This window comes from Rhizobium yanglingense, assembly GCF_977109285.1.
Genome location: NZ_CDSAWY010000005.1, coordinates 921,135 through 948,078, shown reverse-complemented (window position 1 = coordinate 948,078; position 26,944 = coordinate 921,135). Strand labels below are relative to the sequence as shown.

The window sequence follows — 26,944 nt, the reverse complement described above, 5'->3', positions numbered from 1 at the left end:
AAAGCGACAGTATGACCGGATTTTCCCTTTCCGATCTGGAAAAGATCGTCGACGAGCGGTCGAAGGCCTCACCGGATGAATCCTGGACGGCGAAGCTCGTTGCCGCCGGGCAGCAGAAGGCAGCAAAGAAACTCGGCGAAGAAGCGATTGAAGCCGTCATGGCTGCTGTAGCGGCGGATCGCGCCAATCTTACCTACGAGGCGGCCGACCTCCTCTATCACCTTTTGGTCGTATTGAAGATAGCAGGCATTCCGTTGCAGGATGTGATGGCGGAGCTTGAGCGGCGTACGGCTCAATCCGGCGTCAAGGAAAAGGCCAGCCGGCAGAGTTCATGAGTATCGCGACGCAAATTCTTGGGGCGCCAGAAACGCTCGATCACTTCCAGGCGAATTCCTATTCGCCGTATAATTTCTTTTCTTCCGAGGAATGGGCGAAGTTCCGCGCCGACACGCCGCTCACGCTCACGGCCGAGGAGGTCGCGAGGCTGCGCTCCATGGGCGATCCCGTCGATCTCGACGAAGTCCGGCGCATCTACCTCTCGCTGTCGCGTCTGCTCTCCTCACATGTCGAATCATCGCAATTGCTCTTTGAGCAGCGCAACCGGTTCCTGAGCTTGTCCGACGTGACGAAAACGCCATTCGTCATCGGCATCGCCGGCTCCGTCGCCGTCGGTAAATCAACGACCGCGCGTATCTTGAAGGAACTCCTGCGGCGCTGGCCGTCGAGTCCAAAGGTCGACCTGATCACGACCGACGGCTTTCTGCATCAAAACGCAGTGCTCGAGCGGGAAAACCTGATGCAGCGCAAGGGCTTTCCCGAAAGCTACGACACAGGCGCCATCCTGAAATTTCTCTCCGCGATCAAGGCCGGACAGCCGAATGTGAAGGCGCCCGTCTATTCTCATCTGGTCTATGACGTCGTTCCGAACGAATACACGATCATCGACCGGCCCGACATCCTGGTTTTCGAAGGCATCAACGTTCTGCAGTCACGCGACCTTCCGGCCGACGGCAAGATCGTGCCGATGGTCTCCGACTTCTTCGATTTCTCGATCTACATCGATGCCGAAGAAGAACTGATCCACAACTGGTATGTCACACGCTTCATGCGTCTGCGCGAAACCGCCTTCCGCGATCCGAATTCCTATTTCCATCGCTATGCCTCGATCAGCGAAAAAGAAGCGCTTTCCATCGCCGAAGGGCTTTGGGCCAACATCAACCTGAAGAATCTCCGGCAGAACATCCTGCCGACCCGCCCACGGGCTGATCTGATCCTGCGCAAGGGCGAAAACCACCTCATCGAGCAGGTCGCGCTAAGGAAGCTTTAGCCGGATTCACGGATCCACACGCCTTAACGTCAGATTGATCCGCCCGCCATTCTTGAGCAGCGTCGAAGTTGCCGGATAGATGCGGTCGACGCCGTGAAAGCATAGACGCCCTTCGCCCCCAAGCACCACGATATCGCCGCTGGCGAGTTTGACCGACTGCGTGCGGTCTGTGCGGGAAAGGCCGCCGATGCGGAAAAGACAACTGTTGCCGAGAGAGATCGAAACGACAGGCGCCTTCAAATCCTGCTCGTCCCTGTCTTGATGCAGACCCATTCTTGCGTCGTCTGAATAGAAATTAATCAGGCAAGCCTGCGGCGGTTTTTCGCAGTCGGAAACATCGTTCCAGATGTCGACCAAGACGTCCGGCATCGCCGGCCACGGCTTGCCGGTGACAGGATGCGTCGATTGATAGCGGTAGCCGCGCTCCTTATCGGTGACCCAGCCCAGTGGACCGCAATTGCTCATCCGGACCGACATCGGTTTGCCCGTGCGCGGCATCACGGGCACGAAAAGCGGAGCCTCAGCGACCATGCCGCGGACCATTTCGACGAGCGCTTCCTGCCGGGCGCGGTCCAGATATTCCGGGAAGTGACGGATGCCGGTCGAAAGCTCCGTCATATCATTCTCCACCGGGACGGCCGCGCATCTTCTTCACTTCGGCGCGGCCGGATTTTTCCTTCAGGCGGCGTTCGATCGAGCCTTTGGTCGGTTTCGTTTTCTTGCGCGGCGGCGGTGGGGGCTTGGCGGCCCCAAGGATCAGTTCCTTGAGGCGTTCTCGCGCATCCTCGCGATTGCGATCCTGGCTGCGAAAGCGGCTTGCCTCGATCATCAGCACGCCCTCTTTCGACATGCGCTTGCCGGCAAGCTTGATGGCATTGGCCTTGACGCGATCGGGAAGCGAAGGTGAATTCGGGATATTGAAGAACAGTTGGACGGCCGTCGAAACCTTGTTGACATTTTGGCCGCCGGGACCGCCAGCCAGAACGAATTGTTCCGTCAGCTCCCATCCAGCGATGGTGATCCCGGCGTTGATATAGAGCGCGTCGCTGGCCATGCGGCTTCTATCTCATATCCGCGGGAATTTTAAAACACGCAAAGAAAAACCCGGCGGAATGGGCCGGGTTTCACGTGAAATCATCAATATTTTAGAACCTATTCGGCCGCAGCCTTGATCCCGGGCGCCGCATCGCGCACGCCGCCGTCGACATGTGCCTCAAACTTCGCGAAGTTCGAAATGAACATGGAAACGAGCTTCTCTGCCTGAATGTCATAGGCTGCAACGTTGGCCCACGTAGAGCGCGGATCGAGAATACCGCTTTCGACGCCAGCGACAGTAACGGGCACCGCGAAACCGAAATTCGGATCAATGCGGAAATCTGCCTTGGCCAGTTCGCCGGAGAGCGCTGCCGACAGCAAAGCACGCGTGGCCTTGATCGGCATGCGCTTGCCGGTACCATAAGCACCACCCGTCCAACCGGTATTGACAAGCCAGCATTCAACACCGTGGCGATGGATGAGTTCTTTCAGCAGATTGCCATATTCGGTGGGATGACGCGGCATGAACGGCGCACCGAAGCAGGTCGAGAATGTCGCTTCCGGTTCCGTCACTCCCTTTTCCGTGCCGGCGACCTTTGCGGTGTAGCCGGAAAGGAAGTGATACATGGCCTGATCCGGCGTCAGACGCGCGATAGGCGGCATGACGCCGAAAGCATCCGCCGTCAGCATGATGATCGTCTTAGGATGCGCGGCAAGGCCCGTCTTCGAGGCATTGGGAATGAAATTAAGCGGATAGGCGCAGCGCGTATTTTCCGTCAACGAGCTATCGTCGAAATCGGGCTCGCGCAGGTCGTTGAGCACGACGTTTTCCAGTACAGTGCCGAAACGCTGCGTTGTCGCGTAGATTTCCGGCTCCGCCTCCGCCGAAAGACGGATCGTCTTGGCATAGCAGCCGCCTTCGAAGTTGAAGATGCCGTTTTCACCCCAGCCATGCTCGTCGTCTCCGATCAGGGTGCGCGACGGATCAGCCGACAGCGTTGTCTTGCCGGTGCCGGAGAGGCCGAAGAAAACCGCAGAATCGTCATCCGGGCCGACATTCGCCGAGCAATGCATCGGCATGACACCTTTTGCCGGCAAGAGGTAGTTGAGTACGGTGAAGACGGATTTCTTCATCTCTCCAGCATAGGATGTGCCGCCGATCAGCACGAGACCGTTCGTGAGGTCGCATGCAATTACCGTCTCGCTGCGGCAGCCGTGACGCTTCGGATCGGCCTTGAAGCTCGGCAGATCGATGATCGTCAGTTTCGGCACGAAGGATGCAAGGGCAGAAAGCTCCGGACGGATCAGAAGGTTGCGGATGAAAAGCGAGTGCCAGGCAAATTCCGTCACGACACGCGTCGGCAGCGAGTAGTTCTTGTCGGCGCCGCCGATCAGGTCCTCGGCGAAAAGCTCCTTGCCGGCGGCATGCGCCAGCATATCCTGATGCAGCAAGGCAAAATGCTCCGGCGACATCGGCTTGTTGTTGTCCCACCAGATTTCGCCGTCCGTATTGGCATCGCGAACGACGAATTTGTCGCGTGGCGAGCGGCCGGTATGTTGTCCCGTCAATGCACGAAGGGCGCCTTGGGCCGTCAGTTCGGCTTCACCGCGGCGAATCGCTTCTTCATAAAGGGAGGCGGCGGTGAGGTTATAGTGGACGCTTTTTGCGCGGCCCAAACCAATCGTCGCCAGCGTTATCGCCGGGTTGTGAATTCCGAACGTCTCCATGGCTTTTCCTTTCGTCCAAGGCTCCCGCCGTTAAAACTAAGAGGAAAACTAAGGTGGCCAATTTTAAAAAGCAATAGTGCAAAATGGCGAAAATATAATGATATCAAATAATTAATCGATTTAAATTTCGTTCGTGTATTTTAAATCGTTTGAATTAAGCGTTTTGGATTGGTTTTTGCCGCGCCACCTGCGTCCACCATTTGCACATTGCAGCAATGCCTGCCCTTTATCTTTGCCACAATTTGTTCCACCTTTATCCTCCATAAGCGCATCCGGTCGTTGGGCCGGCCTGGGGACATCAGAAATTCCGGGAGATGCGCATAGATGACGGAGACGAACACCATGGCGACAATCGCGCTCGTTGACGACGACCGCAACATCCTGACTTCCGTGTCGATCGCACTGGAAGCCGAAGGATACAAGGTCGAAACCTATACGGATGGCGCCTCGGCCCTCGATGGCCTTATCGCGCGCCCTCCGCAACTCGCTATCTTCGATATCAAGATGCCGCGCATGGATGGAATGGAGCTCTTGCGGCGGTTGCGGCAGAAATCCGATATGCCGGTGATTTTCCTCACATCCAAGGATGAGGAGATCGACGAACTGTTCGGCCTGAAGATGGGCGCCGATGACTTCATCACCAAGCCATTCTCCCAGCGACTGCTCGTGGAACGGGTCCGCGCCGTGCTTCGCCGCGCTTCCAGCCGGGAAACAACGACGGTTGCTGGCGCTGGCGCCGCGCCAAAAACAGGCGCTGCCCAGCTCGCGCGCTCACTCGAACGCGGCCAGCTCGTCATGGACCAGGAACGCCATACCTGCACATGGAAGAGCGAACCGGTGACGCTGACGGTAACCGAGTTCCTGATCCTTCACTCGCTCGCACAGCGGCCGGGCGTGGTGAAAAGCCGCGACGCGCTGATGGACGCGGCCTATGACGAACAGGTCTATGTCGACGACCGTACCATCGACAGCCACATCAAGCGGCTTCGCAAGAAATTCAAGATGGTCGATACCGACTTTGATATGATTGAAACGCTTTACGGAGTGGGATACCGCTTCCGCGAAGCAGCCTGACGCCCGTCGGCGCGGCGCATGAGTATTGTCGAGGGCTGGAGGCGGGAGACCGCCACGCCCTCCGAAAGGGCCTGTCGTTGGCACAGTTGGTGCAGGAAAGGGATTTGGATGATGCGGAAGGCTTGAGCGGCCGCCGTGTCAGGGGAAGGCGCTGGTCGCATCCCTTCACCATCATTCGCCGCATCTTCGGCAATGCGGTCTTTTCGAGCCTGACGCGCCGCATCCTCTTCTTTAATCTCGCAGCACTGCTCGTCCTTGTCGGCGGTATTCTTTACCTCAACCAGTTTCGCGAGGGCCTGATCGACGCCCGCGTCGAGAGCTTGCTCACGCAGGGCGAAATCATCGCCGGTGCGGTTTCGGCATCGGCCTCCGTCGATACGAACTCGATCACTATCGATCCGCAGAAGCTTCTCGAACTGCAGGCCGGGCAGAGCATTACGCCCGTCCCGAATGATGAGGATCTTGAATTCCCGATCGATCCGGAAAAGGTCGCACCGGTTCTCACACGGCTGATTTCGCCCACGCGGACGCGTGCCCGCATCTTTGATGCCGATGCCAACTTGCTTCTCAATTCGCGCCATCTCTATTCGCGAGGTCAGGTCTTGCGCTTCGACCTGCCGCCGGTGGAGGAAGAGAAGCAGACTTGGGCTGAATGGCTTACAACGCTTTTCAACAAGGCGCTCCAGCCTGGGAATCTGCCGGTCTACAAGGAAGCGCCGGGTGGCGACGGGTCGATCTATCCGGAAGTGATGAATGCGTTGACGGGAGTGCGCGGCGCCGTTGTACGCACCACTGACAAGGGCGCACTCATCGTCTCGGTAGCTGTCCCGATCCAGCGTTTTCGCGCCGTTCTCGGCGTTCTGCTGCTTTCGACGCAGGCCGGTGACATCGACAACATCGTTCATGCCGAACGCTTGGCGATCATGCGCGTCTTCGGTGTGGCGACACTCGTCAACGTTCTGTTGTCGCTGGTTCTTTCATCGACCATCGCCAATCCGCTTCGCCGTCTCTCGGCTGCGGCGATCCGCGTCCGGCGCGGCGCAAAGGAGCGCGAGGAAATCCCGGATTTCTCAGCCCGCCAGGACGAGATCGGCAACCTTTCGATCGCGCTCCGCGAGATGACCACCGCACTTTATGACCGTATCGATGCGATCGAGAGCTTTGCCGCCGATGTCAGCCACGAGCTCAAGAACCCACTGACGTCGCTTCGCAGCGCCGTGGAAACGCTGCCGCTAGCCAAGTCGGACGATTCCAAGAAGCGGTTGATGGATGTGATCCAGCACGACGTCCGCCGCCTCGATCGTCTCATCAGCGATATCTCCGACGCCTCGCGCCTCGATGCCGAACTTGCCCGTGTCGATGCCCGATCCGTCGATCTCGAGGTATTCCTCAGCGATCTGGTGGAGGTTTCAAGGCAAATTCGCCACAAGAACAAAGAGGTACAGATCGAGCTCGCGATCGAACGCAAACCCGGCGTCAAGACGCGTTTCGTCGTCAATGGTCATGATCTCCGTATCGGCCAGATCATTACCAACCTCATCGAGAATGCCCGCTCCTTCGTTCCGGATGAAGGCGGCAAGATCACCGTCCGGCTGTTCCGCACCCGGTCGCGCTGCATTGTCTATATCGAAGACAATGGTCCGGGCATCCAGGCTGAAAATATCGACCGCATCTTTGAGCGCTTCTACACCGACCGGCCCGAGTCAGAAGGGTTCGGGCAAAATTCCGGTCTTGGCCTGTCGATCAGCCGTCAGATCGCGGAGGCCCATGGCGGCTCGTTGCGTGCCGAAAACATCATCGATGCAGAAAAGGCAGAAGTGCTTGGCGCCCGCTTCATTCTCGCCCTGCCCGCAGTCTCGGTGTCATCATGACGGGCGCAACTTTCAACATCAACGCCACGGCGATCGTCGTCAACAAGACCGGCTTGCTCTTTGTTGGCCCCTCCGGCTGGGGTAAATCCATGCTGGCATTCACGTGCATCACGGAAGCCAAACGGATGGGGCTGCCCGCCTCACTGGTCGCCGACGATCAGGTGTTTCTGTCGAAACGCGATGGACAGATGATCGCTGAACGACCTTCCGCAATCTCTGGTTTGATCGAGCTGCGCGGTACCGGCATCGTCAAGTGCGAAAGCGTTCCGCTCGCCCCGATGCATTATGCCGTGCTGCCCGGCAGTACGTCGGGCGAAAATCGTCTGCCGCCTGACAACGACGTCGCGCAATTCGCGGAAGGCCTTTCGCTGCCGGCTCTGCGCTTGCTGCCAAACGCTCCAGTACCTCTCGCGATTTTGATGGCAATGGCACCGGACATCGGCCGATAATGCCTGCTGCATAGGCGCATTCGCCGCATATGGCTGCATTTTTATCTTGCACTTCGGCTTTTGATGGCCAAGATGTGCCCCCACCGGTGGACGCGATTGCTGCGTTGCGATATTGGGGCCACCGTTTATATGCCATTGGGAGCAGTTGAAATCATGATCGGACTTGTGCTTGTCACTCATGGCAAGCTGGCTGAAGAGTTTCGTCATGCTGTAGAGCATGTCGTCGGTCCTCAGAAATTTATCGAGACGGTCTGCATCGGCCCCGAAGACGATATGGATCAGAGACGGCAGGATATCCTGCAGGCGGTCTCTAGCGCGGACGATGGCCACGGCGTCGTCATCCTGACCGATATGTTCGGGGGTACTCCTTCCAATCTCGCTATTTCGGTCATGAGCAGCGGTCATACCGAAGTGATTGCCGGCATGAACTTGCCGATGCTGATCAAGCTTGCTGGCGTGCGTGGCGAAAACAACATGGAAAAGGCGCTCATCGAAGCGTCGGAGGCCGGGCGGAAATACATCAACGTCGCCAGCCGCGTTCTGAGTGGCAAATGATGAAAACAAGTCCCGCCATGACCTCGTTTTCCCGGGAACTGCTCATCGTCAACAAGCGCGGCCTTCACGCGCGCGCCTCCGCCAAATTTGTCCAAATGGTCGAAACATTCGACGCTGCCGTTACTGTCTCTAAGGACGGAATGACGGTCGGCGGCACCTCGATCATGGGCTTGATGATGCTTGCCGCGAGTCCGGGCACGACCGTTCTCGTTTCCGCGAGCGGCAACCAGGCCGCCGAAGCGCTGAACGCATTGGATCAATTGGTCCAGAACAAGTTCGGCGAAGAAATGTAAGCCTTTTCGAGCTTCATATAAACATATAAAGACTTCTTTATATCCTTATTGCCATCGGTTGCGAAGCCTGCTACACGGCGAGCATGGCCGTGCGTCAATGCACGCGTTCGAGCTATCGCGCCGTCAACTGCGCGCTTGATTATGAGACGCTTTTCAGCTGGAGACCTCGATGAGCACTGAAAAAGATTATGTCGTCGCCGATATCGGTCTGGCGGATTTCGGCCGCAAGGAAATTTCGATCGCCGAAACTGAAATGCCGGGCCTCATGTCTTGTCGCGCCGAGTTCGGCCCGTCAAAGCCGCTGAAGGGCGCGCGCATCACCGGCTCGCTGCACATGACGATCCAGACGGCCGTTCTGATCGAAACGCTCGCCGCGCTCGGCGCAGAAGTCCGCTGGGCTTCCTGCAACATCTTTTCGACCCAGGACCATGCCGCTGCCGCAATCGCCGCATCCGGCGTACCGGTTTTTGCCGTCAAGGGCGAGTCGCTTGAAGATTACTGGGTCTACACCGACAAGATCTTCCAGTGGGCCGATGGTGGCCTCTCCAACATGATCCTCGACGATGGTGGCGATGCCACCATGTACATCCTGCTCGGCGCGCGTGCCGAAGCCGGCGAAGATGTACTCTCGCACCCGCATTCCGAAGAAGAAGAGATCCTCTTCGCACAAATCAAGAAGCGCCTTGCCGCTTCACCGGGCTGGTTCACGAAACAGCGTGATGCGATCAAGGGCGTCACGGAAGAAACCACCACCGGCGTCAACCGCCTCTACCAGCTCAGCCAGAAGGGTCTGCTGCCTTTCCCGGCGATCAACGTCAACGACTCGGTCACCAAGTCGAAATTCGACAACAAGTATGGCTGCAAGGAATCGCTGGTTGACGGCATCCGCCGCGCCACCGACGTCATGATGGCCGGCAAGGTTGCCGTCGTCTGCGGCTATGGCGACGTCGGCAAGGGTTCAGCGGCATCGCTTTCCGGCGCCGGCGCCCGCGTCAAGGTCACGGAAGCCGATCCGATCTGCGCGCTGCAGGCAGCGATGGACGGTTACGAAGTCGTGCTGCTCGAGGACGTCGTGTCCTCGGCTGATATCTTCGTCACCACGACCGGAAACAAGGATGTCATCCGCATCGACCATATGCGCCAGATGAAGGACATGGCGATCGTCGGCAATATCGGCCACTTCGACAATGAAATCGAAGTCGCGGCACTCCGTAACCTCAAGTGGACGAATGTAAAGCCGCAGGTCGATCTGATCGAGTTCCCGAAGGGCAATCGCATTATCCTTCTCTCGGAAGGCCGCCTGCTCAATCTCGGCAACGCGACAGGCCATCCGTCCTTCGTGATGTCGGCCTCCTTCACCAACCAGACGCTGGCGCAGATCGAGCTCTTCACCAAGCCCGGTCAGTATGAAAACAAGGTCTATATTCTGCCGAAGCATCTCGACGAGAAGGTTGCCCGCCTGCACCTCGACAAGCTTGGCGTGAAACTGACGCAGCTTTCTGAAGAACAGGCCGCCTATATCGGCGTGTCGCCGAAGGGTCCTTTCAAGTCCGACCACTACAGATATTAACCTCGGCAACAATATCCACAACATCTTGGGGATGCCGCATTGACAAATGCGGCATCCCTATTTTTTGGGTCCCACCTTCCCGCCGATTCCCTTCCGAAGTATTGTTCTAGAACTCGATTCGTGGCGCGGAGGTATCCGGTTTGCCCGAAAATGGGATGTCTTGTCGTGATGCGGCACATTGAAGGACGGAGACATACCGCTGATGTCGGAAATGAATCACAGCCTGCCGGGACAGGCGGACGAGGGCGCTTGGCCTGAGATCCGTTCACACGAGGCAGGCCAAAAACATACGGCCAGAAAAGCCGTGAAGCAAAGCTCGGGGTCACTGACGCGGCTCGCGAGGATTTGCGCAGGCGGAACGGCAATCGCAGCATTGGCGCGGCCGGTGCTGGCCCAAGTCGAATCCGAAGCAGCAGCATCCGCCCATCTTTTCACGTCTTCGCAGGTCGTCGGCTTTTCCGTCGTGATCGGCGTCATTTCCGCAGCCCTGCTTTCGACTCTCTGGCTCGTGCGCCAGCGCGGTAATCTTGAAAACGAAAGCCGTGAAATCCGGTCCGCCCTTTCCGATGCACATCAGCGCATTTCGCAATACCAGGCGCTGATCGCCGACAAAAATCGCCGCATCGTCGTCTGGGACGGCAATGAGCGGCCAGAACTGCTTGGCCAGCTTCCAGCCGAAACCGGTGCGCCGCAGGACAGCGAATTCCTGGCGTTCGGCCTCTGGCTGAAACCCCGTTCCGCTACAGAGCTCGAAAGAGCGATTGATCGTCTACGTGGTGTTGCACAGAGCTTCGATATGGTTGTCGAAACCGGTCGCGAAGAAATCCTCGAGGCGCAGGGCCGGGTTTCCGGTGGCCGCGCCTTCGTGCGTTTCGTGGCGCTCAACAATCTCCGCGCCGAGCTTGCCGAATTGAAGATTGAGCGCGACCGGCTGATGTCCTCGATCTCGGCCTTCCAGAACCTGCTCGATGCGATCGACCTTCCCGCCTGGCAACGCGATACCGAAGGGCGACTCACCTGGGTCAATCAGGCCTATGGCGATGCGGTCGAGGCGACGTCGCCCCAGCACGCGATCAATGAAGGGCGGGAATTCCTGACGACGGTCGCCCGCGAACACATCCGCGTTGCGGCGACGCCCGAATCACCCTTCCACGACAAGATTTCGACGGTCGTCCGCGGCAATCGCACCTTTTTTGACGTCGTTGACGTGAAGTTGCCAAGCGGTTCGGCGGGAATCGCGATCGACGTTTCTGAAGCCGCATCCGTCCGCGCCGAGCTTGAGCGGACGCTGAAGAGCCATGCCGAGACACTTGACCACCTTGCGACGCCTGTAGCGATCTTCGATGGTGAGCGCCGTTTGCAGTTTTATAATCAGGCCTTCGTCGCGCTCTGGGAACTCGATATCGCTTTCCTCGAAACTAAGCCCGACAACGCCGAGTTGCTGGAGCGATTGCGCGCCGCAAAGAAGCTTCCCGATCAGCTCAACTGGAAAAGCTGGAAAGAAACCGCACTTTCCGTCTATCGGGCACTCGATACGCAAACGGACCTCTGGCATCTGCCGAACGGTCAGACGCTGCGGGTCTTTGCGACCGCACATCCACAAGGCGGCGCAACCTGGGTTTTCGAGAATTTAACCGAACAGGTCGCTCTCGAAACGAGATACAACACACTGGTGAAGGTCCAAGGCGAAACAATCGACCATCTCTCCGAAGGCGTCGCCGTTTTCGGAGCCGACGGCCGTATTCGCCTTTCGAACCCGGCCTTCCGTATGCTCTGGGGCATTACCGAAGCCGACGCCAAGCCGGGAACGCATATTCGTGCGGTCGGCGAATCGTGCTTACCGTCCTATGACCGGCCGGACGGCTGGAAAACCTTTGCGGAGCTGATTACCAGCTTCGATGACGAACGCCGTTCCAGTCAGGGAACACTGGAATTGCTCTCTGGCCTTGTGCTGGATTACGCCATCATTCCGCTGCCCAACGCCCAGACGATGCTGACTTTCGTCAACATGACCGACAGCGTCCGCGCTGAGCGTGCGCTGACTGAGAAGAACGAGGCGCTGCGCAAGGCCGACGAGCTGAAGAACGATTTCGTCCAGCATGTCTCCTATGAGCTACGCTCACCACTGACCAATATCATCGGTTTTGCCGACCTGCTGCGCACCCCGAGTGTCGGACCGCTGAACGAGCGTCAGGCCGAATATATCGACCACATTTCGACCTCCTCGTCCGTGCTGCTGACGCTGGTCAATGATATTCTCGATCTTGCCACCGTCGATGCCGGTATTATGAGGCTCAACTATTCGGAAATCGACCTTAACGATCTTCTCGATGATGTCTCCATGCAGATTGCCGACCGGCTGCAGGAAAGCGGCGTGGCGCTGGAGATCACAGCGCCTGCCTATCTTGGCTCGATCGTCGCCGATCCCCAGCGCTTGAAACAAATCCTATTGAAGCTGCTTTCCAATGCTGCGAATTTCTCACCGGAAGGTGCGGCAATCGCTCTCGAATGCCATCGCGAGGGCACGGATTTCGTCTTCTCCGTCAGCGACCGTGGCCCCGGTATTCCGCAGGACATGATCGCGACAGTCTTCGATCGTTTTGCCACGGGCGCAAAAAGCGGCAAGCGCGGCGGTGCAGGCCTTGGCCTTTCGATTGTTGACAGTTTCGTCAGCCTACATAACGGCAGGGTTTCGATCGATAGCCAGCCGGGCAAAGGCACGAAGGTTATTTGCCGGATTCCCTCGGTCAACCTGCCGCATTCCGTCGCAGCAGCAGAATGATCACGAAGGACGGCACAATCTCCCTTTTCCTGGAAGACGAGGCGGCAACAATCCGCCTTGGGGAAGATTTGGCGCTCGCGTTGAAGGCTGGTGATTGCCTGGCACTTTCGGGAGATCTCGGCGCCGGAAAATCATCCCTTGCCCGTGCGTTTCTGCGTGCCATGGCGGATGACGAGCGGCTTGAGGTCCCGAGCCCGACATTTACGCTGGTCCAATCCTACGATTTGCGGTTTCCGGTTTCGCATTTCGATCTCTACCGCCTCGCTGACGGTGCGGAGTTGGAGGAACTCGGCTTCGACGAAGCGCTTCAAAACGGTATCTGCCTTGTCGAATGGCCGGAAATGGCAGAAGACGAATTGCCCGCCGATCGTATCGTGATGAGACTTGAGCACGAAGGCAGGGGCCGGCGCGCAACGATTTGCGCACCGCCCGCACAGATGCAGAGAATCCGCCGCGTTCTTGCAATCCGTGCTTTTCTCGCGAAAGCCGGGCACCCGATCGCAAAACGCCGCTTCCTGACGGGTGATGCGTCGCTGCGCGCCTACGAAGCGGTCTATCCGGATCGCCAGGGCCGCAAGATACTGATGGATTGGCCGCCGCTTCCCGAGGGACCGGCGGTACTCGACGGAAAGCCTTATCCGCAGGTTGCCCATATTGCCGAGAATGCCTATCCCTTCGTTGCAATTGCCAATGTGCTGCGCGAAAAAGGCTTTGCAACGCCAGAGATCTATGAGGTCGACTATGCTGAGGGCTTTCTGCTGATCGAAGATCTCGGCAGCGATGGCGTGCTTGACGAGGGCGGCAAGCCCATCGCCTCGCGTTACCGACAAAGTGTCGCCTGTCTTGCCCATTTGCACGGGATGAAGATTCCGCAGGATATCCGCGTCACCGATAGCCACATCCACCACATTCCCGATTTTGACCGCACCGCCATGAAGATGGAAGTGCGCCTTGTTCTCGACTGGTATCTCCCCTGGAAGCGCGGTACAGCTGCCAGCGATGCCGAGCGTGAGGAATATCTGGCAATCTGGGATAAGCTCATCGATGAACTCGCATCGGCAGAAATAAATCTGTTGCTCCGGGACTTCCATTCCCCAAACATCATCTGGCGCGAAGGACAAAAAGGCGTTCAGAAGATCGGCCTCATCGATTTTCAGGACGCCATGATTGGCCCGACCGCCTATGATCTTGCATCCATCGTGCAGGATGCGCGCGTCACCATCGAACCTGCCCTATTCAGGCAGCTCATGGACGACTATTTGGCTTTTCGCCGCGCACAGGGCCATTTTGACGAAACCGGCTTCCTGAAAAGCTGGGCGATCATGTCGGCTCAGCGTAACTGCAAGCTTGCCGGTCTCTGGGTGCGGCTGTTGCAGCGCGACGGAAAGCCCGGCTATACGAAACACATGCCCCGCACGCTCTCCTATCTCCAAGTGGCACTTGAACATGAAGCGCTTGCCCCCTTGCGCGATTGGTGCGCAAGGGCTGGAATAGGTTAGAGCGAATCATAAGTTCCGGATCAGATGACCATCAAACAAGCCATGGTGCTGGCTGCCGGCCTTGGCACCCGCATGCGCCCGATCACCGATACAATCCCGAAGCCGCTGGTGAAAATCGACGGCAAGCCGATGATCGACTATGCACTGGATTCGCTTGCGGAGGCCGGCGTTGAGAAGGCGGTCGTCAACGTCCATCATCTCGCCGATCAGATGCTCGCACATTTGAATTCTTACAAAGCGCTCGATATCATCATTTCCGACGAGCGCGACCGACTGATGAACAATGGCGGCGGTCTGGCAAGGGGCCTCAAGCTCCTTGGTCGCGGCACGGTTTTCGTCACCAATGCCGATCTTTTCTGGATCGGTGAACGGCCCGACCGGCCGAGCAACCTTCGTCGTTTAGCCGGATTCTTCGATGCAAATCGCATGGATATGGCCATGCTTTGCGTCAAACTCGCGGATACGACCGGCCACAATGGCAAGAATGATTTCAACCTCGCCCCGGATGGCAGGCTTACCCGCTATCGTGAAAGGGGTCCGAACCCCGTCGTCTACGCCGGTTCAATCGTCATGGACACATCGTTTCTGGACGATGCTCCCGCCGATGACCCGTTCAATATCAATATCTATTTCGACAAGGCGATCGAGCGCGGACGGCTTTTTGGCATGATGCTCGAAGGCCATTGGCTGACGGTCGGCACGCCCGAGGCGATCGGCGAAGCGGAGGAAACGATCCGGCGCTTCCGGACGTTTGTGTAACGGATGGCCGAACGGCACCAGCCTCGCGTCTTAACGATCCCGGCAGGTCTGCCTTTCCTGAAGACGCTTGCCGCGACGCTCTGCGACGGGGGACTGACGCCGCTCTTCAGGCACGATCCGGATGATCCGCTTTCGCTCTCCAAAGTAACGATCTACCTGCCAACGCGTCGCGCCGCCCGCGTGCTGCGTTCGCAGTTCGTCGATCTTCTCGGCGGCCGTTCGGCGATCCTGCCGGTTATCCGGCCGCTCGGCGAGACGGATGACGACAGCGGCTATTTCGAGGAGGCGCTGCCTGCAACGCTCGATCTCGCGCAGCCGCTTTCGAATACGGCGCGCCTGCTGGAGCTTGCCCGCCTCATCCTCGCCTGGCGCAACAGGCTGCCAGAGATCGTGCGGCGTATCCACGCCGATTCGCCCTTGGCCGCGCCGGCGAGCCCGGCAGACGCGATCTGGCTCGCACGCAATCTTGCCGAACTGATCGATTCCATCGAGACCGAGGATCGCGAGTGGTCGGAACTCACGAAACTCGACGCCGAAGATTTCGCTCTGTGGTGGCAGTTGACGGCCGAATTTCTGCAGATCGCCATCGCTTTCTGGCCGGAACGGCTTGCCGAACTCGGAAAATCGTCACCGGCACGGCATCGCAATGCAATCCTGCGTGCGGAAGCCCACCGGCTCGCAACGGCAGAACCTGCCGGACCGATTATTATTGCCGGGTCCACTGGCTCGATGCCGGCAACGGCCGACCTCATCGCTGCCGTCGCCAATCTGCCCGAGGGCGTGATCGTCCTTCCGGGCCTCGATCTATCCATGCCGGATGCGCATTGGAAGATGGTTGCGCCAGAGATTACCGCTGGGGAGCGGACCAACCCCGCGAGCCGGAGCCACCCGCAATATGGCCTTTCGTCCCTCCTCACACGGCTGAACCTCACGCGCGGCGACGTCGTTGCGATCGAGGAGGCGGAACAAGATCTGCATCGCCGCGCCGAAATTCTTTCCCGTGCGCTCGCTCCAGCAGAAGCGACGAGCAGTTGGGGCGAATGGAAGAAAGAACTCCCGGACGATGCATTGGCGGCGGCCTTTGCCGATGTCTCGCTGATCGAAGCCACAAACGAACGTGAAGAAGCGACAGCGATCGCCATAGCCTTGCGGCTGGCACTGGAGCAGCCGGGACGAAACGGCGACAGCCAGACAGCCCTTATCACACCGGACCGCAATCTGGCCCGGCGCGTGATGGCAGAGCTCTCCCGTTTCGGCATCCTGGCCGACGACTCGGCAGGTACGCCACTTGCGGCTATGCTGCAGGGAACACTCCTTCAACTGCTCCTCGAGGCAACACTCCGGCCCGGCGATCCAGTCACAATCGTAGCATTGCTCAAGCATCCGCTGGCCCGCTTCGGCCTCGAACGCGGCGCGCTCACCCAAGCCGTCGAAGCACTCGAACTGCTCGCCCTGCGTGGCGGTGTTGCCGCGGTTGATATCAGCGCGTTGGAGCCTTTGCTGGAGCATCAACTGTCAGAGCAGGCAAGGGACAGACACGCGCCGAATTGGCGCAGGTCGCTGCCACCGGAAGCGGTCGAGCAAGCGCGCAATCTTGCACGGCGGATGTCGAATGCGACCGAACCGCTGGCATCCGCGCTGGTCCCGCACCGGCCAGATGGCCGTGAACTGACGGCCAGCTTCACTCTTTCCGACTGGGCGGAGCGGACCGGACGTGCACTCGAAGCTGTGGCAGTCGACGAACGCGGCAACCTCGCCAATCTCTGGGCTGGTGAAGCGGGGGATTCACTTGCAAGCCTGCTCGGAGAGGTGATCGAGACGGAGGGCCAGATCGAAGCCGATGGACCGCAATGGATCGATATCATGGCGGCGCTTTCGGCCGGCCAGGCGGTCAAGCCGCGCGCGCTCAGCCATCCAAGAGTCTTCATTTTCGGCACGTTGGAGGCGCGTCTGCAAAGCGTCGACACGCTGATCCTGGGTGGATTGAATGAAGGCTCCTGGCCCGGCCAAACGGCCAACAATCCCTTCATCTCGCGCACGATGAAGACGGAAATCGGCCTCGAGCCGCCGGAGCGGCGCATCGGCCAACTGGCCCATGACTTCGCAATGGCGAGCGGAACACGGCATCTGATCTATTCGCGCTCGCTGCGGCAAGGCTCGACGCCGACGGTCGCTTCGCGCTGGCTTCAGCGGCTTTTGGCGCTGGGCGGCGAGGCTTTCGAAAGGGAACTGAAAGCACGCGGCGACCGCTTCGTGCATTGGGTAAGCCTGCTGGACGAGAGCAAGAGCCAAACACCCGCGCAACGCCCCTCGCCTACACCGCCCCTTGAATTGCAGCCGAAATCCTATTCCTTCAGCGAAGTTGGCCGCCTGCGCCGCGATCCTTATGCCATCTATGCCCGGCGCATCTTGCGGCTTGACCCCGTGGATCCCTTCAATCGCGATCCAGGTGCTGCGGAACGCGGGACGCTCTATCACACGATCATCGACCGCTTTGTCCGTGAAGGACATGCTGCAGGTACGCCGGAAGCCGCGCAAGCAATGGAAACCATTCTGATGGAGCTCTTCGACATGGAGCGCCTGCCGTCGCACATTGATGCAGTGTGGCGTCCGCGTTTCAGGGAGGTGGCGCGCGCATTCCTCGAATGGGAAGCCGAACGCCGACCGGCGATCCGCAAGACTTATACGGAAGTGCGCGGCGGCGTGGAACTCGAACCGATTAATATCCGGTTGACAGGCGTTGCGGATCGCATCGATGTGACGGGGCCAAACGCTGCCGACATCATCGACTACAAGACCGGCTACAATCCATCGCCCGCACAGGCGCGCGCGCTTCTCGACCCGCAGTTGGCGCTCGAGGCCGCGGCGCTCAATGCCGGCGCCTTTCGCGATGTCGGAAGTCTGACACCGCAGGATCTCATCTATGTGCGCCTTCGGCCCGGCAGCCGTTTCGACACCGATGTCGTCAACAATGAAACTTCCACCCGAAGCGACAAGGCAAAATCGGCCCTCGATCTGGCAGAGGAATTGATCGATCAATTGGTCAAGTTCGTGTCTCTTCTGCAATCCGGCGAACGTGGCTTCACTTCACGGTTAATTCCGGCGCAGCAGTTCGATTTCGGTGGTGATTACGATCACCTTGCGCGCGTTTCCGAATGGTCGACGGCCGAAAACGAAGAAGGGGGCGGCGATGAGTGATCCGACCGCACTTCCGGAAGGCGACGATCCGGGCATGTGGATAAGCTGGACGACGATCCAGCAGTCGATTGCCTCCGACCCGTCGCGGTCAGCCTGGGTTTCGGCCAATGCCGGTTCCGGCAAGACGCACGTGCTGACGCAGCGCGTCATCCGCCTTCTGCTTTCCGGTGCGCGGCCCTCGGCCATCCTCTGCCTCACTTATACCAAGGCCGCCGCATCCGAAATGTCGAATCGTGTCTTCGCACGTTTGGCCGAGTGGGCGGTGCTGCCGGACGAGGAACTCAAAAACCGGATAACGCAGATCGAAGGCGAAACGCCGGATCGGCTCAAGCTTGCCGAAGCGAGACGGCTTTTTGCCAAGGCGCTGGAAACGCCGGGCGGGCTGAAAATCCAGACCATCCATGCCTTTTGCGAGGCATTGCTGCATCAGTTTCCACTGGAAGCCAATGTCGCCGGACACTTCTCGGTTCTCGACGATCGCGCCGCAGCGACATTGCTCGCCGATGCCCGCCGCTCGCTGTTGACCGCGACGACACCCGAGCGGGATTCCGAGCTTGCCGATGCCTTCTCCTATATTCTCAATCTCGGTGACGAGACCGGGTTGGAGACACTACTTGGCGAGATCGTCGCCAGCCGTAACGCCATTCGCCGCTTCATTTCCGCGGCCGAGCAACGAGGCGGGATTGCGGCCACGCTGCGCAGGGAACTGCAACTATCCGCCGACGAAACAGAGGCCCAGATCACCTCGCGATACTGGCCGCTGCCGGGTCTCTTCGGCCTGACGTTCGATCTTTACCTGACCTTGACAGCCCAAAAGGGCGGCGCGAAAGCGCAGGAAGTCGCCTATGGCTTGCGGCAGGCTTCCAATGAGCGGAATGCGACAAAGCGCGCCGAATTGCTGGAAAAGATATTCCTGACGGCGAAGGGCGAACCTAAGTCGGATTCGCAATTCACCGTTAAAGCCATGCTCTCCGATGCCCCTGAGCTTGCAGATGCGATCGCTGAAGCGCGCGCGCATATCGTCGCCTGCCGCGACCGCCTCAAGATCATGCGGATGTTCAATGCCACGCATGCAACGATTATCCTCGCTGACCGGCTGAACCGGGACTATGACGACCTGAAAAAGCAGCGCAGTCAGCTGGATTTCGAAGATCTCATCACGCGCACCGCGGATCTGCTGACGAAAAGCGGCGTCGGGCCTTGGATTCACTATAAGCTCGACCAGGGTATCGATCACATTCTGGTCGATGAAGCGCAGGATACGAGCCCAATCCAATGGAGCGTGATCCAGTCGCTGGCGGAAGATTTCTTTTCCGGCGAAAGTGCGCGGCCGGTCGTGCGGACGCTGTTTGCCGTCGGCGACGAGAAGCAATCGATCTATTCCTTCCAGGGCGCGCGCCCGGAACGTTTCTCCGAGGAGAGCGAACGTACAAGGAGGCGGGTCTCGGCAAGCGGTCAAATGTTTTCGTCCGTGCGTCTGCCCCTTTCCTTTCGCTCGACATCCGACGTTCTCGCTGCGGTCGACCATATCTTCACATCATCCGAAAACGCGCGAGGCCTCAGCGCCGTTGAAGAACCGGTCGTTCATCGCTCCAGCCGCATCGGTCACCCAGGTGCCGTCGATCTCTGGGAGATGATCGCCCCCGAAGCCGCCGTTAAGGACGAAGACTGGACAGCGCCCTTTGACGCGACGCCCGAAAGCGCGCCAGCTGCTATTCTTGCCCGGCGTATGGCCCATACGATCGAACGGCTTGTCGGCCACGAGACGATCGTCGAGAAGGGCAAGGAGCGTCTTATTCGGGCGGGTGATATCCTTGTGCTGGTCCGCAAGCGCGATGCCTTCGTCAATGCCCTGACCCGCGCACTGAAACGGCGCAACAATATTCCGGTCGCGGGCGCAGACCGCCTCAGGCTGACCAGCCATATCGCTGTTCAGGACTTGCTGGCGCTTGGCCGCTTCCTCTTGTTGCCGCAGGATGATCTTTCACTGGCGGCGGTGCTCAAGAGCCCGCTGTTCGACCTTTCGGAAGACGATATCTTCGCACTCGCTGCGCTGCGTAGCGACAATGCAAGCGTGTGGGCTCACCTGCAGCAATTCGCACTCGACGGTCACGAGCGATATGCGACCGTGACAGAAAAGCTCACGCTACTTCTTCATCAATCGCGAAACCTCTCCGTCCACGACTTTTACTCGCGTCTGCTTGGCGTTCACGGCGGCCGGCGGCAGTTTCTCGCGCGTCTCGGCACCGAGGTCAGCGATATTCTGGACGAGTTCCTCACATTCACGTTTGATCACGAAAGCTCGGGGTTGCCCGGCCTGCAATCCTTCATCTCAACGCTGGAACTCGAAGCGCCCGAAGTGAAGCGTGAGCAGGACAAGGGCCGCAACGAGGTTCGGATCATGACCGTGCATGCTTCTAAGGGGTTGGAAGCACCGATCGTTTTTCTTGTCGACGGCGGCTCCAAGGCTTTCACGCATACCCACATGCCGAAACTGCGCCTGCTCGAAACAAATGCAGAAACCCCTCCAATACCTGTCTGGGTTCCGGTCAGCGACCTTGCCAATTCGATGACGCAAGCCGATGCGGCACGACTTCAGAAATTGGCGGAAGAGGAATACCGGCGGCTGCTCTATGTAGCGATGACACGCGCCGCCGACCGGTTGATTGTTTGCGGTTATCGCGGTGTCAGGGCAAACAGCGATACTTGGCACATGATGATTTCATCAGCGATGGCAGACAGTCACCCGCATGTTACACCGGCAACCTTCGAAGGACCGGACGGTGAATGGCAGGGCGTGAAATGGCGCGTGCCGCAAGTGGGCCGCACGTTCGAGCGCTCCGAGAAGCTGGAAGACCGGAACGAACGCGAGGCCTTGCCCTCCGGCATTCTCGAGCCGCTTCCGCCGCAAAGGCAGTTGCCGAGACCTCTCAGCCCATCCGGCGCCGGAACCATCATCGATGAGGAGGCGGATGACCTGTTGATCAATTCGCCGCTCTTTGCGGAAAAAACACGCTCCGACCGGTCGTTGGAAAAGGGGCGTCTGATCCATCGCATGCTGCAGACTCTACCGGACATCGCTCCAGCCGAGAGAGCGGACGCGGCGGCGCGTTACGCAAGCCGCGCTGCGCGTTTCTGGCCCGAGACCGAACGGCAGCGACTGATCGATTCGGTGCTGAAACTATTGGCGGAGGACAGCCTTCAGACGATTTTTGCAGTGCACACGCAGCCGGAAGTCTCGATCATGGGGACGCTCACCTTGAAGGGAGGCCACTATGCCGTTTCCGGCCGCGTCGATCGCCTGGCCGTATTCCACGATCGCGTCGTCGTTCTCGACTATAAAACCAATCGCGTGCCGCCCGCGACCCAAAAGGACATTCCCTTTGCGCATCAGGCGCAGCTTGCGATCTACCGCGAAATCCTGGCGCCGCTCTATCCCGGCAAGCACATTGATTGCGTGCTGGTCTATACCGAGAACGCCAATGTTTATACCTTGACCGAGCGCGAGCTCGAAATGGCGCTTGCAGGACTCAAAACAAAGTGAAATACCGGACATTGAAAGTTCGGCACCGCACCATCACATGTGGATCAACAGTCAATTCCGCTAAAGGAGCAGCCTATGGCTATCGTGAAAGTCGATATCAACAACTTCCAGTCGGAAGTTCTGGAATCTGCAGAACCCGTCGTCGTTGATTTTTGGGCCGAGTGGTGCGGTCCGTGCAAGATGATCGCTCCGAGCCTTGAGGAAATTGCAACCGAACTCGCAGGCAAGGTTAAGGTCGCTAAGCTTAATATCGATGAAAACCCGGAACTGGCAGCCCAGTTCGGCGTCCGCTCGATTCCCACGCTTGCCATTTTCAAGGCCGGTGAAGTTGCCGATATCAAGGTCGGCGCTGCTCCGAAGACCGCTCTTTCGAGCTGGATTGCGAACGCCGCTTAATTTCATTGCACATTGAGAGAAAAGCCCGGCTCTGACCGGGCTTTTTTCATTTCGGGGTTTTCGTTGTCAGCAAGAACATCGCCGACCGGAGCCTGCGGATTAAGGATCTCCTCGATCGTGTCCAACGCTTCACCGACTGGCCCCCATCGACCCAGATTTCGGCACCGGCCGGGGCGTGTGCGATAAAGGCGACCCTCGGAAGGCCGCTGAAGGCGGCCGGGCCATTCGACGGAATTCATAGCCTTTTCCATCATCGCTTCGGTGCTGCCTTGACGGCGCGGATTGCTGCCGCGGCGTCGGCATATTGATGGCGGCCGGGAAGGCGCGGCAACGGCAGATCGGCGCGACCGAATTCGTTCTGATGGACGAGGCGGCCATAGTTTTCGACGTCACAAATTAGGCATTCTGCGACAGTTGAGTCTGCAGAATGCTCCCGCATTTCGGTTGGAGGCTGGGCTTCGACAGGGCTTCTTTCATTTCGGGGGTGTTTCGTTTTCAGCAAGAACATCGCCGACAAGATAGAGCGACCCGCCGATCAGGATTCTGGGCGCCGGAGCTTGCGGATCAAGGATCTCCTTGATCGCGTCCAACGCTTCGCCGACTGCGGCCTTCGGCTCTGCGACAAGGCCTGCATCATAGGCAGAATTTGACAGGATCACCGGATCGATCATCGCATCGCTGCCACGGATCGGCACGCAGAAGACCTTTTCTGCAAGCCCGACGAAGGCCCTGAAATAGCCGACCGGGTCCTTGGTATTGATCATGCCGGTTATGAGGTAGAGCGGCCGCGGCTGCTTTTCCTCGAAATTCGCCATGGCCTCGGCGATAACTTCGCCAGCACCGGGATTATGGCCCCCATCGACCCAGATTTCGGCACCGGCCGGGGCGTGTGCGATAAGGCGGCCCTCGGTCAGCCGCTGAAGGCGGCCGGGCCATTCCACGCAATTCATAGCCTTTTCCATCATCGCTTCGGTGACGACGAAACCTGCTGCCTTGACGGCGCGGATTGCTGCTGCGGCGTTGGCATATTGATGGCGGCCGGGAAGGCGCGGCAACGGCAGATCGGCGAGACCGAATTCGTCCTGATAGACGAGGCGGCCATATTCCTCATGCGCCATGTAATCCTGGCCGAAGACAGCGGTCGGGCAATGCAAGCGCTCGGCAGTCGACATTAAGACATCCAGGACTGCGTCATATTCCTGATGGCCGATCACCACGGGATGGCCGGGCTTCATGATGCCGGCCTTTTCAGCCGCGATCAGTTCGACGCGGTCGCCGAGATAGGGCTGATGATCGAGCGAGATCGGCATGATAACCGAAACGGCCGGATCGGAGATGACGTTTGTCGCATCAAACCGTCCGCCGAGACCGACCTCGATGATTGCCGCATCGGCCGGGTGCTCGGAAAAGAGAAGAAAAGTCACCGCCGTCAGGATTTCAAAGACCGTGATTTTCTGGCCGGCATTCGCTTCAGCAACGCGCCGAAGCGCTTCTGCAAAAACCGCATCGTCGACAAACTGACCCCGGCCGCCCTTAAGACCGATCCGATAGCGCTCATGCCAGTTGACCAGATGTGGCGAGGTATGGACATGGACGCCGTAGCCACCGGCTTCCAGCAATGCGCGGCAAAAGGCTGTAACCGAACCCTTGCCATTTGTTCCGGCAACATGAATGACCCGCGGCAGCCGATTCTGCGGATTGCCGAGAACTTCGAGAAGGCGGGTGATGCGATCGAGCGAAAGATCGAAACCCTTGGGATGCAATCCCATGAGTTTGTCGATCTCCTGCGCTGCTTCACTCACTGCGGTCTGGCCTCTGGGTATCATTCAGCACCCCGCCCAAGCAGGTTTGTGTCAATCAGGCGCTCGCTGCGATTGCGATCGTGCCGCCATTCACCGTAACCGAGTTGGCGGGCTTCCGGGTCAGGATGCTCAGGACACGCGCAAGCGTTTCCGGAATATCGTGCCGTTTGACGACCATGTCGACCATGCCGTGCTCGAGCAGGTATTCCGAGGTCTGGAAACCTTCCGGCAGCTTCTCGCGGATCGTCTGCTCGATGACGCGCTTGCCGGCGAAGCAGATTTCAGCGCCCGGCTCTGCCAGATGAAGATCGCCCAGCATAGCGTAGGAGGCCGTAACGCCGCCCGTGGTCGGGTTAGTGAGAACGACGATATAGGGCTGGCCAGCTTCCTTCAGCATATCAACGGCAACGGTGGTGCGCGGCAGTTGCATCAGCGAAAGGATGCCTTCCTGCATGCGCGCGCCGCCGGAAGCCGGGAACATGACGAGCGGGCACTTTTCGGAAATCGCACGCTCGAAGGCTCTGACGATCGCCTCACCGGCAGCAATGCCGAGCGAGCCTCCCATGAAGTTGAACTCGTGCACGACGGCGACGAGCTTCAGGCCGCGAACCTTGCCAACGCCAGCGAGGATCGTGTCTTCCTGTTCTGTCTTGAGGCGGCTGTCCTTCAGGCGATCCGTGTATTTCTTGGAATCACGGAATTTCAGCGGATCCTGCGCGACCTTCGGCTGCGGCAGCGACTCGTATTCACCGTTGTCGAAAAGGTCGGCAAGGCGTGCCTTTGCCGGCATCTTCATGTGATAGCCCGAAGCCGGAATGACCCACTTGTTGTCTTCCAAATCCTTGTGGAAGACCATCTCGCCCGTTTCCGGGCACTTGATCCAGAGGTTCTCCGGCACTTCGCGACGGCCCAGCATGGAATTGATGCGCGGGCGAACGTAGTTGGTGATCCAGTTCAAGTCGAAAACTCCTGATTGACTACAGCCAATGTGGGGACACTATTCGGCAGCAACAAGGCGCGCCGAACGCGTTCCGGATGAAAGACCGCGAACGAGGGTGGCCACGGCCTGGACTGTATCTGCTGTGGCCTTTCCTTCGCTGCTCAGGCTTGTCGCCACCTGATTGACGATGGCCGTACCAACCACGACGCCATCGGCGGAGCTGCCGATGACCTTGGCGTGATCGGCAGTCTTGACGCCAAAACCGACGCAAACGGGCAGATTTGTATGCTGCTTGATGCGCTTCACGGCCCCGGAGACCAGCGATGGATCAGGCAGAGCCGAACCGGTGATGCCGTTCATCGAAACGTAGTAGACAAAGCCAGACGTGTTCTTCAACACTGTCGGAAGGCGCTTGTCATCGGTCGTCGGCGTTGCCAGACGGATGAAATTGATGCCCTTCCTGATCGCTGGAATGCAAAGCTCGTCATCCATTTCCGGCGGAAGATCGACGACGATCAAGCCATCGATGCCTGATGCGAGCGCATCGTCCAGGAACTTCTCGACGCCGTAGATGTAGATGGGATTGTAATAGCCCATCATCACGATCGGCGTCGCGTTGTCACTCTTACGGAAATCGGCTGCCAGCTGCAGCGTCTTCTTAAGCGTCTGTCCGCCCTTTAGCGCGCGCTGGCCAGCCATCTGGATTGCCGGGCCATCGGCCATCGGATCGGAGAACGGCATGCCGAGTTCGATGACATCAGAACCGGCTTCCGGCAAGGCCTTCATGATGCCGAGCGAGGTCTCGTAGTCGGGGTCGCCGCCCATGAAATAGGTCACGAGCGCCGGGCGGCCTTCAGCCTTCAGATCGGCAAAGCGTTTATCCATACGTGCGGTCATGACTTACACACCCATTCCCAGAATCTTGCCGACGGTGAAGATGTCCTTGTCGCCGCGGCCGGAGAGGTTCATCAGGATAATCTCGTCCTTGCCCATTTTCGGCGCGCGCTTGATGACTTCGGCCAGCGCATGCGACGGCTCAAGCGCCGGAATGATGCCCTCGAGGCGGGTCAGCGTCTGGAAGGCATCGAGCGCCTCGTGATCCATGATCGGCACGTATTCGACGCGGCCAATATCGTTCAGATAGGAATGCTCGGGGCCGATGCCGGGATAATCGAGGCCGGCCGAAATAGAATGGCCCTCCTTGATCTGACCATCGCCGTCCTGGAGCAGATACGTGCGATTGCCGTGAAGAACGCCCGGCGAGCCGGCCGTGATCGAAGCGCAATGCTCATCGCCTTGCAGACCCTTGCCGCCGGCTTCGACGCCGACGATCTTTACGCCTTCGTCATCCAGGAACGGATGGAAGATGCCGATTGCATTCGAACCGCCGCCAACCGCAGCGATGACAAGATCCGGCAGTCGTCCTTCGGCTTCCAGCATCTGCTCCTTGGCTTCCGTGCCGATGACCGCCTGAAAATCGCGAACCATTTCCGGATAGGGATGCGGGCCAGCTGCGGTGCCGATCAGATAGTAGGTGTCATCGACATTGGTGACCCAGTCGCGCAGGGCTTCGTTCATCGCATCCTTCAGCGTGCCGTGACCTGCCGTTACCGGCTTCACCTCGGCACCAAGCAGCTTCATGCGGAAAACGTTCGGCGCCTGGCGCTCGACATCCGTCGCGCCCATATAGACGACGCAGGGAAGGCCAAAGCGGGCGGCGACCGTTGCAGAGGCAACCCCATGCTGGCCCGCACCGGTCTCAGCGATGATGCGCGTTTTGCCCATGCGCTTGGCAAGCAGGATCTGGCCGATGCAGTTGTTGATCTTGTGCGAACCCGTGTGGTTCAGCTCTTCGCGCTTGAAATAGATCTTCGCGCCGCCAAGCTCGGCAGTCAGGCGCTCAGCGAAATAAAGCGGACTCGGGCGGCCGATGTAGTGGCTGCCAAGATGTTTCAATTCCGCCTGGAATTCGAGATCGTCCTTCGCCTTGTTCCATTCCTCCTGCAAATCGAGGATCAGCGGCATCAGCGTTTCGGCGACGAAACGGCCACCATAGATGCCGAAACGACCATCCTCATCGGGACCGGAACGGAAGGAATTCGGTTTTAGCGTCTGGTTCACT

22 protein-coding genes and 1 pseudogene are annotated in these 26,944 nt (G+C 58.9%); 14 read left to right on the top strand and 9 right to left on the bottom strand.

Going from position 1 to position 26,944, the window contains the following annotated elements; genetic code table 11:
• Window positions 1–11 precede the first annotated feature (11 nt).
• Window positions 12–335, top strand: a complete 324-nt coding sequence (locus tag ACW4PC_RS14200) for a phosphoribosyl-ATP diphosphatase (protein ID WP_455874219.1) — start codon at window positions 12–14, stop codon at window positions 333–335.
• On the top strand, window positions 332–1,327 hold the full coding sequence (gene coaA, locus ACW4PC_RS14195; protein WP_039843430.1) for a type I pantothenate kinase: 996 nt from the start codon (window positions 332–334) through the stop codon (window positions 1,325–1,327). Before ACW4PC_RS14200 ends, coaA begins: the two co-directional genes overlap by 4 nt.
• A 6-nt stretch (window positions 1,328–1,333) precedes the next feature.
• Here the strand turns inward: coaA and ACW4PC_RS14190 are convergent, their stop codons facing one another.
• The 3 genes from ACW4PC_RS14190 to ACW4PC_RS14180 all read right to left on the bottom strand — a co-directional run bounded on the left by ACW4PC_RS14190 (window position 1,334) and on the right by ACW4PC_RS14180 (window position 4,090).
• Complete coding sequence (locus ACW4PC_RS14190; protein WP_455874218.1) at window positions 1,334–1,945, bottom strand: alpha-ketoglutarate-dependent dioxygenase AlkB family protein; 612 nt, start codon at window positions 1,943–1,945, stop codon at window positions 1,334–1,336.
• 1 nt (window position 1,946) lies between these two features.
• Window positions 1,947–2,381, bottom strand: coding sequence for an alternative ribosome rescue aminoacyl-tRNA hydrolase ArfB (arfB, locus tag ACW4PC_RS14185; RefSeq protein WP_455874217.1), 435 nt, complete (start codon window positions 2,379–2,381; stop codon window positions 1,947–1,949).
• Between the two features lie 98 nt (window positions 2,382–2,479).
• Window positions 2,480–4,090 (bottom strand): phosphoenolpyruvate carboxykinase, encoded by a 1,611-nt coding sequence (locus ACW4PC_RS14180; protein ID WP_455874216.1) that lies wholly within the window; start codon window positions 4,088–4,090, stop codon window positions 2,480–2,482.
• Between the two features lie 342 nt (window positions 4,091–4,432).
• Between ACW4PC_RS14180 and ACW4PC_RS14175 the strand changes: the two genes are divergently transcribed.
• From ACW4PC_RS14175 to trxA, 12 genes are all read left to right on the top strand, one after another.
• Window positions 4,433–5,164 (top strand): response regulator transcription factor, encoded by a 732-nt coding sequence (locus ACW4PC_RS14175; protein WP_194730257.1) that lies wholly within the window; start codon window positions 4,433–4,435, stop codon window positions 5,162–5,164.
• Window positions 5,165–5,241: 77 nt separating this feature from the next.
• A complete protein-coding gene (locus ACW4PC_RS14170; protein ID WP_455874215.1) occupies window positions 5,242–7,035 on the top strand; it encodes a stimulus-sensing domain-containing protein in 1,794 nt (597 codons plus the stop codon).
• On the top strand, window positions 7,032–7,484 hold the full coding sequence (locus ACW4PC_RS14165) for an HPr kinase/phosphorylase (protein WP_455874214.1): 453 nt from the start codon (window positions 7,032–7,034) through the stop codon (window positions 7,482–7,484). Before ACW4PC_RS14170 ends, ACW4PC_RS14165 begins: the two co-directional genes overlap by 4 nt.
• Window positions 7,485–7,637: 153 nt before the next feature.
• Window positions 7,638–8,039, top strand: coding sequence for a PTS sugar transporter subunit IIA (locus ACW4PC_RS14160; protein ID WP_074066135.1), 402 nt, complete (start codon window positions 7,638–7,640; stop codon window positions 8,037–8,039).
• A gap of 17 nt (window positions 8,040–8,056) precedes the next feature.
• A complete protein-coding gene (locus ACW4PC_RS14155; protein WP_455874213.1) occupies window positions 8,057–8,332 on the top strand; it encodes an HPr family phosphocarrier protein in 276 nt (91 codons plus the stop codon).
• Window positions 8,333–8,501: 169 nt separating this feature from the next.
• On the top strand, window positions 8,502–9,902 hold the full coding sequence (gene ahcY, locus ACW4PC_RS14150; protein WP_092586527.1) for an adenosylhomocysteinase: 1,401 nt from the start codon (window positions 8,502–8,504) through the stop codon (window positions 9,900–9,902).
• Window positions 9,903–10,104: 202 nt separating this feature from the next.
• Window positions 10,105–12,684: an ATP-binding protein gene (locus ACW4PC_RS14145; protein WP_455874212.1), complete on the top strand. Its 2,580-nt coding sequence runs from the start codon at window positions 10,105–10,107 to the stop codon at window positions 12,682–12,684.
• On the top strand, window positions 12,681–14,183 hold the full coding sequence (gene tsaE, locus ACW4PC_RS14140) for a tRNA (adenosine(37)-N6)-threonylcarbamoyltransferase complex ATPase subunit type 1 TsaE (protein ID WP_455874211.1): 1,503 nt from the start codon (window positions 12,681–12,683) through the stop codon (window positions 14,181–14,183). Before ACW4PC_RS14145 ends, tsaE begins: the two co-directional genes overlap by 4 nt.
• 24 nt (window positions 14,184–14,207) lie before the next feature.
• Window positions 14,208–14,942, top strand: a complete 735-nt coding sequence (locus ACW4PC_RS14135) for a nucleotidyltransferase family protein (RefSeq protein ID WP_455874210.1) — start codon at window positions 14,208–14,210, stop codon at window positions 14,940–14,942.
• 3 nt (window positions 14,943–14,945) lie between these two features.
• Window positions 14,946–18,140, top strand: a complete 3,195-nt coding sequence (gene addB / locus ACW4PC_RS14130; RefSeq protein WP_455874209.1) for a double-strand break repair protein AddB — start codon at window positions 14,946–14,948, stop codon at window positions 18,138–18,140.
• Window positions 18,133–21,684 carry a double-strand break repair helicase AddA gene (gene addA / locus ACW4PC_RS14125; RefSeq protein ID WP_455874208.1) on the top strand — a complete coding sequence of 1,184 codons (3,552 nt, stop codon included), beginning with the start codon at window positions 18,133–18,135 and terminating at the stop codon, window positions 21,682–21,684. The genes addB and addA overlap by 8 nt, the downstream gene beginning before the upstream one ends.
• A gap of 75 nt (window positions 21,685–21,759) precedes the next feature.
• Window positions 21,760–22,080, top strand: a complete 321-nt coding sequence (trxA, locus tag ACW4PC_RS14120; RefSeq protein WP_455874207.1) for a thioredoxin — start codon at window positions 21,760–21,762, stop codon at window positions 22,078–22,080.
• A gap of 2 nt (window positions 22,081–22,082) precedes the next feature.
• Here the strand turns inward: trxA and ACW4PC_RS14115 are convergent, their stop codons facing one another.
• From ACW4PC_RS14115 to trpB, 6 genes and pseudogenes are all read right to left on the bottom strand, one after another.
• Window positions 22,083–22,205 carry a hypothetical protein gene (locus ACW4PC_RS14115; protein WP_455875080.1) on the bottom strand — a complete coding sequence of 41 codons (123 nt, stop codon included), beginning with the start codon at window positions 22,203–22,205 and terminating at the stop codon, window positions 22,083–22,085.
• Window positions 22,206–22,213: 8 nt separating this feature from the next.
• Window positions 22,214–22,465 (bottom strand): annotated as a pseudogene (locus ACW4PC_RS14110) (bifunctional folylpolyglutamate synthase/dihydrofolate synthase); the annotation flags it as partial.
• Between the two features lie 88 nt (window positions 22,466–22,553).
• Entirely contained in the window at window positions 22,554–23,906 is a 1,353-nt protein-coding gene (locus tag ACW4PC_RS14105; RefSeq protein ID WP_455874206.1) for a bifunctional folylpolyglutamate synthase/dihydrofolate synthase, read from the bottom strand.
• A 31-nt stretch (window positions 23,907–23,937) separates the two neighbouring features.
• On the bottom strand, window positions 23,938–24,840 hold the full coding sequence (gene accD, locus ACW4PC_RS14100; RefSeq protein ID WP_074066125.1) for an acetyl-CoA carboxylase, carboxyltransferase subunit beta: 903 nt from the start codon (window positions 24,838–24,840) through the stop codon (window positions 23,938–23,940).
• A 39-nt stretch (window positions 24,841–24,879) separates the two neighbouring features.
• A complete protein-coding gene (gene trpA / locus ACW4PC_RS14095; RefSeq protein WP_455874205.1) occupies window positions 24,880–25,719 on the bottom strand; it encodes a tryptophan synthase subunit alpha in 840 nt (279 codons plus the stop codon).
• 3 nt (window positions 25,720–25,722) lie between these two features.
• On the bottom strand, window positions 25,723–26,943 hold the full coding sequence (trpB, locus tag ACW4PC_RS14090) for a tryptophan synthase subunit beta (protein ID WP_455874204.1): 1,221 nt from the start codon (window positions 26,941–26,943) through the stop codon (window positions 25,723–25,725).
• Window position 26,944 lies beyond the last annotated feature (1 nt).